General features: G+C 42.9%; 13 protein-coding genes. 2 read left to right on the top strand and 11 right to left on the bottom strand.

Going from position 1 to position 12621, the window contains the following annotated elements; all coding sequences use genetic code 11:
* Positions 1–208: 208 nt before the first annotated feature.
* Positions 209–1957: an endonuclease gene (locus tag LC586_RS14105; RefSeq protein ID WP_229485416.1), complete on the bottom strand. Its 1749-nt coding sequence runs from the start codon at positions 1955–1957 to the stop codon at positions 209–211.
* A gap of 765 nt (positions 1958–2722) precedes the next feature.
* Between LC586_RS14105 and LC586_RS14100 the strand changes: the two genes are divergently transcribed.
* Positions 2723–3367, top strand: coding sequence for a tail fiber domain-containing protein (locus LC586_RS14100; RefSeq protein ID WP_229485415.1), 645 nt, complete (start codon positions 2723–2725; stop codon positions 3365–3367).
* A 246-nt stretch (positions 3368–3613) separates the two neighbouring features.
* Here the strand turns inward: LC586_RS14100 and LC586_RS14095 are convergent, their stop codons facing one another.
* The 6 genes from LC586_RS14095 to nuoH all read right to left on the bottom strand — a co-directional run bounded on the left by LC586_RS14095 (position 3614) and on the right by nuoH (position 9100).
* The gene (locus LC586_RS14095; protein WP_229485414.1) at positions 3614–4396 is read right to left on the bottom strand and encodes a GNAT family N-acetyltransferase; all 783 of its coding nucleotides are present in this window, start codon (positions 4394–4396) and stop codon (positions 3614–3616) included.
* 865 nt (positions 4397–5261) lie between these two features.
* Entirely contained in the window at positions 5262–6182 is a 921-nt protein-coding gene (locus LC586_RS14090) for an NAD(+) kinase (protein WP_100898810.1), read from the bottom strand.
* 6 nt (positions 6183–6188) lie between these two features.
* The gene (nuoK, locus tag LC586_RS14085; RefSeq protein WP_006199065.1) at positions 6189–6494 is read right to left on the bottom strand and encodes an NADH-quinone oxidoreductase subunit NuoK; all 306 of its coding nucleotides are present in this window, start codon (positions 6492–6494) and stop codon (positions 6189–6191) included.
* Between the two features lie 60 nt (positions 6495–6554).
* Complete coding sequence (locus tag LC586_RS14080) at positions 6555–7169, bottom strand: NADH-quinone oxidoreductase subunit J (protein ID WP_309143377.1); 615 nt, start codon at positions 7167–7169, stop codon at positions 6555–6557.
* An 81-nt stretch (positions 7170–7250) separates the two neighbouring features.
* Complete coding sequence (ndhI, locus tag LC586_RS14075; protein WP_229485413.1) at positions 7251–7835, bottom strand: NAD(P)H-quinone oxidoreductase subunit I; 585 nt, start codon at positions 7833–7835, stop codon at positions 7251–7253.
* Between the two features lie 146 nt (positions 7836–7981).
* On the bottom strand, positions 7982–9100 hold the full coding sequence (gene nuoH / locus LC586_RS14070; protein WP_229485412.1) for an NADH-quinone oxidoreductase subunit NuoH: 1119 nt from the start codon (positions 9098–9100) through the stop codon (positions 7982–7984).
* A gap of 126 nt (positions 9101–9226) precedes the next feature.
* Between nuoH and LC586_RS14065 the strand changes: the two genes are divergently transcribed.
* Positions 9227–9526, top strand: a complete 300-nt coding sequence (locus LC586_RS14065) for a hypothetical protein (RefSeq protein WP_229485411.1) — start codon at positions 9227–9229, stop codon at positions 9524–9526.
* Here the strand turns inward: LC586_RS14065 and LC586_RS14060 are convergent.
* The 4 genes from LC586_RS14060 to LC586_RS14045 all read right to left on the bottom strand — a co-directional run bounded on the left by LC586_RS14060 (position 9502) and on the right by LC586_RS14045 (position 12461).
* Entirely contained in the window at positions 9502–10638 is a 1137-nt protein-coding gene (locus LC586_RS14060; protein WP_229485410.1) for a citrate synthase, read from the bottom strand. The genes LC586_RS14065 and LC586_RS14060 overlap by 25 nt on opposite strands.
* Positions 10639–10745: 107 nt before the next feature.
* Positions 10746–11240: a phosphohistidine phosphatase SixA gene (gene sixA / locus LC586_RS14055; RefSeq protein WP_229485409.1), complete on the bottom strand. Its 495-nt coding sequence runs from the start codon at positions 11238–11240 to the stop codon at positions 10746–10748.
* A gap of 152 nt (positions 11241–11392) precedes the next feature.
* On the bottom strand, positions 11393–11782 hold the full coding sequence (locus LC586_RS14050; RefSeq protein WP_229485408.1) for a type II toxin-antitoxin system VapC family toxin: 390 nt from the start codon (positions 11780–11782) through the stop codon (positions 11393–11395).
* Entirely contained in the window at positions 11775–12461 is a 687-nt protein-coding gene (locus LC586_RS14045) for a DUF29 domain-containing protein (protein WP_229485407.1), read from the bottom strand. Before LC586_RS14045 ends, LC586_RS14050 begins: the two co-directional genes overlap by 8 nt.
* Positions 12462–12621 lie beyond the last annotated feature (160 nt).

Genomic DNA, 12621 nt, shown 5'->3' with positions numbered 1-12621 from the left:
AGATACTTCCAGTAAAAAAACATCCCATCGTATGGTAGCACAGGTGTGCTACCCCAATACAGTTCAGTTAAGCATTTCTTTCTTCTCTCGGTGTCCTCTGCGCCTAATAAGGTAGCCTGCGGCAAGCCGCTTTGCGTCTACGTTAAAAAATTGAATTTAACAAAGGATTTTAGCCTTAACTGAACCGTATTGTGTGCTACCCTACTTTTTAATTACAGTAGGTTCGTTGTGGCAGAGTAGGATCTAACACAAAGGGATTATCATTACCTTGGGAAGTTTTAGCGATCGCATTACTACGTGCTAGCTCACCAGCATCAATTGGATCGTCTGCTTGCCACTTACAAAGAGTATCTTTTTGTGTCTGAAAGAAGTTTGCATTTGCTAGTTCTGGGTAGACTGTGCGGAAATAGAAAATTATCCGAGCTATATCCCCTTTTTTTGCCTCCCGTGGTTCAAAGAATCCCCGTTTAAATTCACTGTACTTGTCAATATCCTGTGGACTCGGTTTGAAACTCAATTCTTCATCATCGAGATACCAAGATGTAGTTTGATTATCAGGAATATCTCCAAATGGAAAGTTGGCGCGATCGCTGTTAACTTCCATCCGTGAAGCAAAGAGGTTATGCAAATCGCTTTTTGCTGGGCCTTCAGCTCCCATGCTCTGCGGCCAGACGTGTTCTGCATTGATTCTGTGTTGTGCAGCTTCCTCTCTGGGTTTATTTGAATTTTGGTTGATCGGAACACTGTAACCAGCGTAGATGTCTGTTACTATACCGCCTTGGTTATCTATTTGGGTGTAGAGCAGATCGCGGGCGCTACCATATCCGAGGCTAGCACGAGGAGAGTAAAGGCTATCCAGTTTTTTCAGTAAATCGTCTCCTGTAATACCAGCAACAATCGTGCTTGGTGTAACTGCTGGTTCAGAACTGCTAACTGGGGCTGATGAAATAGGAGTAGACTCACCAAGAGATAATAGAGTAAATCGAGCAATCACAGGGTCGTGATCGCTGGCTGACCTAGAAATACCTGCGTTGACATGAACAGCATTTATTTCAGGATTTCCATTGTTAAGCAAGTTTGGGGTAATCAGGATCTGGTCAATTTGTTCTTTACTCCCTCGGAAGACATAAGAAAAGCGGTCTGCCGATGGAATTTTGTTTACCAAATTTTCTAGCTTATTTCCTTCAAGAACTTTTATCGGCTGAGAGTCTGGAGTATCATTCAGATCGCCAAGAACAACGATATTTGCATTTGGGTCAGTAGTTAAGCGATCTACAACAAATTCATTAACAATTGTTGCCTGCTTTATCCGTTTTGGGTTGGAAGCCGCTCCCCCGCTTTTAGAAGCAAAGTGGTTGTTTATCAGGGTGATGGGAATATTGTTGAAAGTAAATTCACCCACTAAAGGTTTACGACTTTCTAAAAAAGCCGGGTCATCCGCAAAGCGTTCAAGTTTCTGTAGCTTAACTCGTTGAGGATTGAACAAAAAGCCTACTCGGATGTTGCCACCTGGTTGGCCTCCATCCAGTCCATTCTGAGGAGGAATTTCTTGATACTCATAGGCTGGGCCTCCCGCAGATTCGATAGAACTGATCAGAGTCTCAGCAGTCAGACTAGCATCAACTACTGAACTCAATTCAGCTCCATCATTGTCTTGTATTTCTTGCAAAGCAATAATGTCTGGTGCTTCAAGATTAGTAACAATCTGGTTTGCCAAAGCTGTAAACTTACCGCTTTTCACATCATCATCGACGTTTCTAGTCGTATTTTTATCAACCTTAGAGACGTTTTCCTTTTTAGGATCAAGGTTTTCGACATTGAAAGTGGCAACTGTTAATTGCGTAGGACTTCCTACCAAAGATGTAACTTCTACACTATGAGCGATTCCTGAAGGAAGGCAGAATGCAAGAAAAACAATCAAACATAGTGTCTGCAAGATTTTTCGGATAGAACTCATGAACATTGTCCTTAATTGCAAATAGAGACTAAATTCAATTGGAGCATTATCCCAAAGATATGAGAAACAAAGAAATTGAAAGGATGTTTTAAAAGTTATTTTCTCGGTAGCAAAACATTCTAGATACCCCTAAATCCCGCGATAAATTTGGGGGTTTGATTCCGGTTTCCACTTTCAAAAGGGGGGATAGGCGGGGTAAATAAGTACCTAAAATTACAGTCAATCACTTTTAAAACAAACTCTGAATTTTTCTCAAGCCATTTGGCTATGAAAAACAATCTATTTGTTTAACTCAAAGTTAAGTATTGAGTGCCAGGTTGTTTTTGGATTAAAAGATGTACTTAGATTTCCAAAAAGAGGTCATAGCAATAATACAGCAGTTATTTGCTATTTATCAACTTGTTATTAAGTTACTTTCCAGTACTAGATTGCGACGGCAGCATAGTAGGTATTGTGCAAAGAGGATGAAAGCTGAAAGTTGCGATCGCTGAATGCTAAACATGGCTAAAATACCCAAATTGCGTGTATTACTTATGTACTATGGTAAGTTTTATAAATACCTCTCTTCTATTAACGCGTACATTGATATTATGCTTAAGAGTCAGTCTACTTCAGGACTTACGCAAACAATAACCGAAACCCTTATTTTCAGGTAGGGGCAATTCATGAATTGTCCCTACAGCATGTACTTTTGCGTCAGTCCTATACTTGATTAACTACCAGAGGTACTTAGTTTATCCTTACATTCCATTTGGTTATAAGCACATGTCTAATAACTTCTCTCGGAATCAAATTTTAAGGGCAACTAGCGCTTTCATTGCTGGAGCAGCAGCCACAAAAATCCTTAGCGATGAACCAGCACAAGCACAACAGAGCCAAAGGATTTTTGTCAGTAATAATCTTGGTTTTGACTTTCCTCAGATTCAGATCAGGCAGACACAGGAGGGTGATTTTGCCCGATTGCGATTCAATGTGGCTAATTTTAACTTTTGGGATATCGCAGTTGGTCCTGGTAATAACAGCGTAATGAATTTCTTTTCAAACCTTACAAATAATAATGTAATGAGTTTGAACCCCAATGGGAATGTTTCAATTAGTGGTGCGTTAATCCAGGGTTCATCTAAGAAGTTGAAGGAAAATATTACCGAGCTTTCAAGTAAAGAGGCACTTGAGACACTAAAAGACCTGAACCCTGTCAAGTTCAAATACAAAGCTGATACAGAAAAAACACACCACATTGGATTCATTGCAGAAGATGTTCCAGAGCTTGTAGCAACCCCTGATAGAAAAGGACTCAGTTCTATGGATATCGTAGGGGTACTAACCAAAGTTGTTCAGGAACAGCAAAAAACAATTTTAGCATTGTCAGAGAAAGTAAGAGCATTGGAAGACAAAAATGTTAAAAGGTAAATAATTGAAACTAAACATACCATTTCAAATGGCGCAAAGGATTGGAATACAATTGTTTTGACTTTTGACTTCCACCTTGCGGTACTAGTCCTATTATCTATGCCTTTTTTAAATACCTACCCTTGAAAGCTAGCCCTTCGACTCTAATCTCCATAAAATTTGGGTTTAGCCCAAATTTTATGGAAGTCCTGAGTTCCCTACAAGACAATAAGGGGAATTCAAGTTAGAGAATTTTTACAATATTTGCTAACGCCATCTAGCAAAGTCTTTGGTATTAGATATAGTTAAAAAATCAATAGTCTTAAACTGCCTATCAATAGCTGGAATACTGCATATTTTAACTCCAATATTTAAGTATGCTTGCAAAATTTTAGGTATTTCGACATTGGATGAATCTGGGCATTTATGCGGCATTTTTAGACAAAATTGTGAATTTGGATAAACCAAAATACTTGGATGCATCAAGCCATTCTGCTGAAAATAATCATAAGTGCAAGTAGCTTTTAAAGGACATTGTGTTAGTAATGATGCACAGCCAAAGAAATATTGATTTCTACTCCAGATGAGATAATTTGCTAGCCCTTTCCATAATAGTAAAAGTGCCTGAATATTGCGGTATTCTTTAACTATACATGCACGTCCAACTTCAACTGATGCCTGAAGCACAGAATTGGGAATCGCATTAAGATTAAATATATCGGCAGCATCAAAGCCTAGTCTTTGAGATGCCATTGTATAAGTTTGCATCCGATAAGTTCCAATGGTTTTACCCGTTTTTTTGGAGATTAGGATTAAATGATGGCAAACCGCATCAAACTTATCTATATCCATTTGGGTAAAGTTAGAAGCAGAAAATCCCAAGCCTAGTTCAAGATTAAAAACTTCAAAGCGCAACCGAAAAATTGATTCTAATTCTTCTTTAGTTGACGCCAGCCGTAGGATATATTTTTCAGTTTGAAGGACGGGAAAATCTTCAAGAGGGGCAGGAGGATTCAGTGGGTAATTGATGTTGCGTCCAGAAACTTCCATCTATCTTCGTACTTAGATTTGAGAAAATATTCTACTAGTATTTAGGCACTATACAAATAGCTCACATTATGCTTTAATGTGTCGAAACGTGATTGAGACAGTTTTTGATAAAAGAACTTCTAGAGAGCTTTTTTACTCTCTTGGATTAGAGGTAGAGTGCTTTTATTATGGAGATTAATTCCTAAAAAATCTGGCAATAAGATACAAAATTTTGCTTTGATATAGGCTATAAATGCAAGTCATACCAATTTTCAAAACCTTGATACATATAGATTTATTGTAGGGGCATGGCAAAGACCATAGGTGTCAACTTAACGTGAAACCCTTGTAAAGACCTGATATTGAGTTCACTCACTTACCCATCACTCGACGCGTCACCCCACCCCAGTTTTGTCTAAAGCCAAAACTTCCCCTCCCCGCAAGCAGGAGGGGATTAAGGGGAGCCAGTGCGGTCTTGGGGTTCACCTGCGTGGAGCCGGATAGCGTGTGGGGTAAAACGCCTGTGGGATAAGCGTTTGAGCTTAAGTTGACACCAATGGGCAAAGACTTGCCCCTACTAGCGTATCAATACGGTTCGGATAAGACTCGATCCCCCCAACCCCCCTTAAAAAGGGGGGCTAAAAATGGCTCTATTTCCCCAATTTATCGGGGGACTAAGGGGGATCTTTAAGGCCTATGCACCTTAACCGAACCGTATTGACTAGCGTATTTGTATCATTATTAAAGTGAAATGGTATCAGCAAAGAAAGTCAAAGCCCCCGGATAAATCCAGGGGCTTGGATAATTTTGGTTGCGATGGCTGCGGTGAGCGTAGCGATCGCCTACGCCATTGCAATCTGCGGTAAATGCACTCTAAAATACTAAATTAATTACGGTGATTATTGCTGTAGTGAACCCTTGTACCTGCCCAAAGCAACTTCTCCCGCAGCGTTTGATAGTAGGAATTGTTCTCGCGCAAAATAATAAATTTAGCCCGACAATCTGCCATCCGCACATCAACGCGGTGTCCCGGCCATATAGAAGTTCCCAAAACCCCATCTGTCCACAATTTTGTACTCAAATCATAATCCCCCAAAGGCCAAATACTCACCACAGAACCAGGGGGTAAAACGAGGGGGCGACTAGAAAGGCTCATTGCACAAATAGGAGTGATCGTAATCGCCTCCATACCATCATGCATAATTGGCCCATTAGCAGAAACAGTGTAACCAGTGGAACCTGTGGGGGTGGAAATAATCAACCCGTCCCCGACGTACTGATCGACTACCTCACCGTCAATTTCCATTTCCAGAATTGAAGTAATCATCCGGTCTGCGGAGGCGGGTTTGACACAAAACTCATTCAGAGCCAGATAATGCTCACTCACTGGTTCTAAATTAGACCCGTGACCCTCATACACAGCAGCTTGTAACATCATCCGTCGTTGGATAGCATAGCGATCCTCAAACAGTCGATCCCAAACTTTTTCAGTATCCTGAAATTCTTCCACTGACTCAGTTAAAAACCCCAGATGACCTCCCACATTCACTCCCAGAATAGGGATGCCCGCTGGGGCTAAATGTCTGGCACCAGTTAAAACAGTACCATCGCCACCGAGTACCAAGGCGAGATCGATTGGTTGAGCCGCCGAAGCCAAAAAGACAGGATAGGGGTTGTCTTTCGGGCCGCTAGGCCCCATCAACACCTGGCACTCGCGACTTTCTAGTTGTTTAGCACAGATTTCTGCCCATTGTTTACTCCGGGCATCCCGCGCTTTATAAGCAATGATTACCTGCTTGAGTTGCACGCACAATTACCACTTCAGGAGATTAAACTGCTCCATATCGACGGTATCGCGGTTGCGATAAATGGCAAGCACGATCGCTAAACCCACCGCCGCCTCGGCTGCGGCCACGGTAATCACAAATACTGTGAAAACCTGACCCTTAATTAATGTTGAGTCGAGGAAGTTGGAAAATGCCATTAAATTCAGATTAACAGCATTGAGCAGTAACTCAATTGACATCAGCACCCGCACAGCGTTGCGGCTGGTAATTAAACCGTAGATGCCGATACAGAATAAAGCTGCTGCTAGTAATAGAAAGTACTGGAGTTGCATGAATCTGAATATCCCTCCTGAAAAAATCTGACTATTTATCTGCGAATGAAGTCGCAAATATTACTCTTTTATTTCGCTGGTTGTTGATACTAGTTCTCTGGGGCGTTCTTGCAAAGTCAAAACAGTTTGCCCCAGTTTGGATGGTGTCAACAGGTCTGGCAAATACTCGCGGCGTGCCAAAATAATTGCTCCTACCATTGCTATCAGCAGCAAAATGGAAGCCAGTTCAAAAGGCAGTAAAAAGTCAGTGAAGAAATGTTCTCCAATTAAAACTATAGAACTTTCACCACCCGCCACAGGAGCAGGTGAGTAAGCCCAAGGAGTAGCCAGCACCATCGTACTTAAAAGACCGAACAATCCTACACTGACTATACCCGTTAGTACTTTCCGCACCCAAGAGTTGGGAAATGCTACAAAATCCTCCCGCTTGTTCACCAACATAATGGCAAACAAAATCAACACGTTAACCGCCCCAACGTAAATCAGTATTTGTGCAGCTGCAACAAAATCAGCATTTAGCAACAGGTAGATTCCCGCTATGCTGATGAACACACCCCCCAGCAAAAAGGCAGAATAGACGATGTTGGAGAACAGCACTACACCAATGGCTGCCCCAATCATCATCACGCCTAGTATGCCAAGCGATACAAACTGTACTCCTTCCGCTAGATTCACTGTTTTTTGTCCTTAGTCATTGGATTTAGTCATTAGTCATTGGTCATTGGTCATTAGGAAAGGACAAATGACTAATGACATTTATTTTTCTGTTTGTTCTACCAGGTTTTCTGGACGCGCACCAGCACGCGGTGCATCTGCGGGCAGTCCATGTGGTTCGAGGACGCCCTTGGGTAGGTAAACTAGTTCGCGCAGTGGTGTAACCATTGGATCATCTGTTACCTTGTAGGGCAGACGACCTAGCGCTACGCTGTCATAGTTCAATTCATGGCGATCGTAAGTGGAAAGCTCATACTCTTCTGTCATAGATAGACAGTTAGTGGGGCAAAATTCCACACAATTACCGCAAAAGATACAAACTCCAAAGTCAATGCTGTAGTGGTTGAGTTTTTTCTTTTTGCTGGCTTTGTCGTATTCCCAATCTACTACAGGCAGGTTAATTGGACAAACGCGAACACAGACTTCGCAGGCGATACACTTATCAAATTCAAAGTGAATTCTACCGCGAAACCGTTCGCCAGGAATCAGTTTCTCGTAAGGGTACTGTACGGTAATCGGACGCCGCCGCATGTGATCGAAGGTGACAGAAAGCCCCTGACCAATGTAACGCGCAGCTTGTACTGTTTCTTTGGCGTAATCACCAACTTGTTTCAGGAACTTTAGCATTTTTTGTCTCTCTTTTAAGGGGATAAAAGTTAGGAGTGAGGAGTGAGGAGTGAGGAGTTAGGAGTGAGGAATGAGGAGTTAATTAAAAACTCATAACTCATAACTCATAACTTATAACTCCTAACTCTTAACTCTTAACTCTCTCATTACCCGCCGAAGGCGAAGGGAAAGGCTAGTTTCAGAGCGGCGGTTAATAGGAGATTAACCAAGCCAACTGGCAACAAAAACTTCCATCCTAAATCTAACAGCTGGTCAATCCGTACCCGTGGCACTGTCCAGCGCAACAGGATGGCGACAAACACTAGTAAATAGGCTTTGAACACGGTCATGGTGATCCCCAAAGCAGCAGTTACTATCTGGAACACGGGATTTAGTTCACTGACTCCCAGCCAACCAGCGATGAGGTTGAGGGGAATGGGAAAGTCCCAACCGCCCAGGTAGAGAATTGCTACTAGTAAGGAAGAAAGAATCAAGTTAACGTAAGAACCCAGGTAGAAAAGACCGAATTTCATACCTGAGTATTCAGTCTGATAGCCTGCGACGATTTCTTCTTCCGCTTCAGGTAAGTCAAAGGGTAATCGTTCGCATTCAGCTAGGGCGGCTATCCAAAAGATTAGGAAACCGATTGGTTGTCGCCAAATGTTCCAGCCCAGAATGCCGTAGCCAGACTGTTGATTGACAATATCAACGGTGTCGAGGCTATTAGACATCATAGCGATCGCTAACACCGCCAGCGCCAAAGGAATTTCATAACTAATAGATTGCGCTGCTGCCCGCAACCCCCCTAAAAGGGAGTATTTATTATTAGATGCGTAGCCAGCCATTAACAAACCAATGGGTTGAATGCTTGACAAGGCAATCCACAAGAATACGCCCATGCCCACATTGCTAATTACGATGTTCTGCCCAAAGGGGACGATCAGGAATGACAGAAACACCGGAATCACAACAATAATTGGCCCAAGGGTAAACAGCCAAGGGTCAGATTTAGCTGGTACTATATCTTCTTTAAATACCAACTTCAAACCATCCGCTACAGGTACCAGCAACCCAAAAGGCCCCTGGTATTCTGGCCCAATTCGCTGCTGTGCGGCGGCGGAAATTTTTCGTTCTAGCCAAGTAGCAACTAATACCCCCACTGTTGCCCCAATCAGCATCAGTATCATTGGCAGTGGCATCCAAATTGCTTTGGCTGTTCCTGGTGGTATACCTAAATCCCGGAGGGATTCAATAAAAGTTCCTTGGAGGTCAATTCCTGAGTTCATGTTTCCACTCTTTAAGACATCGAGTCATGGTGAATTACAACTATTAGTTGAATTAATACCTGTAAATTCACCCATTTTTAATTTTTGCCCAGATGACGCTTGATTGAAGATTTGTTGCTAATTCCCATGCCTAGTATATCCTTGGATGGTTTTAGCCCTCTGAAGCGAGATGAGAACTTCTACTTATGGTTGGCATTGAGATTGCTATTGAGGAGACGGGGGCATGAGGAAGCAGGGGGAGCAGAGGGAGCAGAGGGAGCAGGGGAAGCAGGGGAAGCAGGGGAAGATAAGGGAGAAGAGTTTTCCCCTCTGCCCCCTGCCCCCTGCACCCTGCCCCTCTGCTTCTTTTCAATGCCCCATGCCCCATGCCCCATGCCCCATGCCCCATGCCCCATGCCCATTTACCGTTTGTCAATTGGGGTATAAGTAACTTCGTGCAGACCGTTGTAAACCTGGGTAGGACGGAAAATCCGGTTTTCTGCTAGTTGTTCTTTCCAGTGGGCTAACCAACCGGCAACGCGAGCGATCGCAAATATTGGCGTAAACAAGTCTGTAGGAATCCCCATCTTCCTATACACCAAACCTGAGTAAAAGTCAATATTGGGATAAATCCCTTTGCTACCGAGTTTTTCCTCTACCACGCGTTCCATCTCTAGGGCAATATCATAGAACTTGTCATGCCCAAACTTTTCAAACAGCTGTTCTGCTAGACCTTGTAAGATTGTGGCTCGTGGGTCTTTCACTTTATACACACGATGTCCAAAGCCCATAATCTTAGATTTAGTTTGCAGACAATCCTCTATGTAGGGACGGACATTTTCCACAGAGCCAATTTTTTCCAACATCTGAATTACTTCTTCATTGGCTCCGCCATGCAAGGGCCCTCCCAAAGTTCCCACTGCACTAGCAACCACAGCGTAAGGATCAGTTAAGGTGGAAGCTGTCACCCTGGCACTGAAAGTAGAAGCATTCATTGTATGCTCAACTTGAAGTATCAAGCAGATATCAAAAATCCGCGCCATCAGAGGATCGGGTTCTTTCTCATCGAGCATGTATAGAAAGTTGGCGGAGTAGTCTAAGTCATCACGGGGACGTATCGGGTCATTGCCTTTTCGCATCAGTTGGAACGCTGCTACCATCGTGGGAATGGTTGCTATCAGGCGCACCACTGAATCCCGAATGTAGGCAGGATTATGTAAATCCCGAAGCGAATAAAATAACCCTAAAGCAGCAGCAGAGGCTTGCAGCGCATCCATTGGGTGACCGCTTTCTGGAAAGCATTTCATCATGTCCCGAATGCGGTATTTTATCCGCCGGTGATAACGAACTTCATGCTCAAATGCTTTCAATTCTTCGTTGCTTGGCAGTTCGCCCCAGATTAAGAGATAAGCAGTTTCTAGGAATGTACTTTTTTCTGCTAGTTCCTCAATCCGGATGCCACGATATTCTAGTATTCCCTTTTGCCCATCAACATAGCTGATACTTGATTGGGCGGCGGGAATGCCTTCTAAACCAGGCTTGTATTCGCACACCATCATGGCACCACCATTCGCTTTGTGAAATATCTGATCAAGCTAACTTACCAGAAATTATTGTCGCTATAACAGTAGCCCTTCTAACAACAATTGGAAATGTTGAAAAACTGTTATAGCAGGTACTTGGGTGGTGTCAACCAAAACATCTGACTCCGACCCAGAGGAGAACCTGTTTCTGGTAGTTTTATCCCAATCATACCTGCTTTTTTCAAGACTAAGCTTGCTTTGACTTCTCCCCATAGGAGAATTTCTGCCCAATTGGTCAAATCAGGTTCGTGTCCAACCAGTGCCAATTGGGTATTTTGGGAATAATTTCTTGGCTTTAACCAGTCTTTTAGCCAACTAGAAATTTGACCATCGTGGGCGAGGTGGCTAGATTCCTCTAATTGGGAGCTTAGTTTTTCTGCTATGAGGATATCAGCCGTTTGGCGGGCCCGCACTAAGGGGCTGGTGAGAATCAAATCAAAGTTTAATCCCAATTTAACAAGTTTCTGAGCGACTTTCTCAGTTTTTTGCCGTCCTTCTTTGGTAAGGCTGCGTTCCTCATCTTTGATGCCTAATCCTTTATCTTCGGCGATGCCATGACGAATTAAATATAGTTCCATACTTTGAGTTCTGTTAGCATAGCGGGGCGTAGCCCGTGCTTAGTTAGGATTTACGTCTGCTGTCAATTAACCTATCCTAATCTTAATCATTATTACGTATTCGTTGATATGCGATCTGTCCGGTGCAACGCGGCGTTAGGTGTTCTAACGTGTTACGGATATGGCAACAGGTTTAAACCTTGAATAAATCTGTAATCCCGTTGGTTTTTTGTGATAAACGGGTAATTCCACACTATTGCTGTAGCTGCAATGAGACTATCAGGAATGGCCAAATTATCACTGAGCCGATAAGACCGCAATAAATCAACTGCTGTGTCAGATACAGCCTGGTCAATCTTAATGATGTAAAACTGCTTGAGGAAATTTAAGAGTGTTTGTAGCTCTGCTTTGTTACGACAACTAACCATTAGTTCCATTTGTGTGATTATGCTAATTGCCAAGCCAGAACTCGCTTTCAGATTTTGCAAACACTTTACTGCTTCGAGAACACCGCTACCTGCATCAATTAGAATATCAGTATCAACGATGGTTGAGTTAGTCATGTGACTTTGACCACTCATTTTCTCGAACACCACGCACCCAAGCAGTGCTATCAGCTAAATCTTGGCGATCGCTCCACATCCCAATAAAGTTATCATTCATCAAGTCAAAATCTGGTGACTGGGAGGCAGGTTCAATTTCAATCTGTTTATCCCAAGCTGCTGCATCGAATTCTGCAAACCAGGTACGAAAAGCAGCTAGATCCTCTGGTGAAAGTTGACTAATAGCGAGTTCTAAACTTTTTACAATAGCGATCGCAAAGTTCTCCTCTGATAAACCCCTTTCTACCATTGCCTCTCGCTGCGCTCTTTGATAGGTAGTATTTATCCACTCAGCATCATTTAAAAAATGCCGCAAGCTAGGACTTTCTTGCAGCAATTCATCTATATTCAGTCGCTCACGGGTAATGGTCACTTGCCAACTGTGGCTACGACGTTCTAGTTGATACTTCCACTTCAACAAATGCGACAACACCAACCGCAACGCACTTTGCAACGCCCGTTGTTGGCTTTTACCCAAGTCCACCACTTCCTCAATTAAGTGTTCTAAATCTAGCGTGTCCCACTGGTGCGTAGGCGTAGCCCGTCGTAGACATCGCAAAAGCTCTGCTGTCTGCTCTACCCAAGCATAAAAATCTTGCTCATACAGAGTTTGTAACATTTGCAGTTCTATAATCTTCATAGCGCTTCTCCTTGGCAAATAAATAGGTAGGCGCAAGTTAAGTTTGATTTAGGTCATAAAACCCAAATTCCCGACTTTTATCAAAAATCGGGAAGGGATGCTATTTGACCAAACACTTTGACTGCTGCATTAGTTAGCAGTTCTCCGCATCTCCTTGAGT

Origin of the sequence: Nostoc favosum CHAB5714 (genome assembly GCF_020829495.1) — a bacterium.
Taxonomy (GTDB): Bacteria; Cyanobacteriota; Cyanobacteriia; order Cyanobacteriales; family Nostocaceae; genus Nostoc; species Nostoc favosum.
The sequence above is the reverse complement of the archived record's forward strand: the minus strand, read 5'-3'. Positions and strand labels throughout refer to the sequence as shown.

Excerpts from the sequence above, each read along its gene's own strand:
- LC586_RS14105 (WP_229485416.1), bottom strand. The coding sequence starts at position 1,957 with ATGAGTTCTATCCGAAAAATCTTGCAGACACTATGTTTGATTGTTTTT.
- LC586_RS14100 (WP_229485415.1), top strand. The coding sequence starts at position 2,723 with ATGTCTAATAACTTCTCTCGGAATCAAATTTTAAGGGCAACTAGCGCT.
- LC586_RS14095 (WP_229485414.1), bottom strand. The coding sequence starts at position 4,396 with ATGGAAGTTTCTGGACGCAACATCAATTACCCACTGAATCCTCCTGCC.
- nuoK (WP_006199065.1), bottom strand. The coding sequence starts at position 6,494 with ATGCAACTCCAGTACTTTCTATTACTAGCAGCAGCTTTATTCTGTATC.
- ndhI (WP_229485413.1), bottom strand. The coding sequence starts at position 7,835 with ATGCTAAAGTTCCTGAAACAAGTTGGTGATTACGCCAAAGAAACAGTA.
- nuoH (WP_229485412.1), bottom strand. The coding sequence starts at position 9,100 with ATGAACTCAGGAATTGACCTCCAAGGAACTTTTATTGAATCCCTCCGG.
- LC586_RS14065 (WP_229485411.1), top strand. The coding sequence starts at position 9,227 with ATGCCTAGTATATCCTTGGATGGTTTTAGCCCTCTGAAGCGAGATGAG.
- LC586_RS14060 (WP_229485410.1), bottom strand. The coding sequence starts at position 10,638 with ATGATGGTGTGCGAATACAAGCCTGGTTTAGAAGGCATTCCCGCCGCC.
- sixA (WP_229485409.1), bottom strand. The coding sequence starts at position 11,240 with ATGGAACTATATTTAATTCGTCATGGCATCGCCGAAGATAAAGGATTA.
- LC586_RS14050 (WP_229485408.1), bottom strand. The coding sequence starts at position 11,782 with ATGACTAACTCAACCATCGTTGATACTGATATTCTAATTGATGCAGGT.
- LC586_RS14045 (WP_229485407.1), bottom strand. The coding sequence starts at position 12,461 with ATGAAGATTATAGAACTGCAAATGTTACAAACTCTGTATGAGCAAGAT.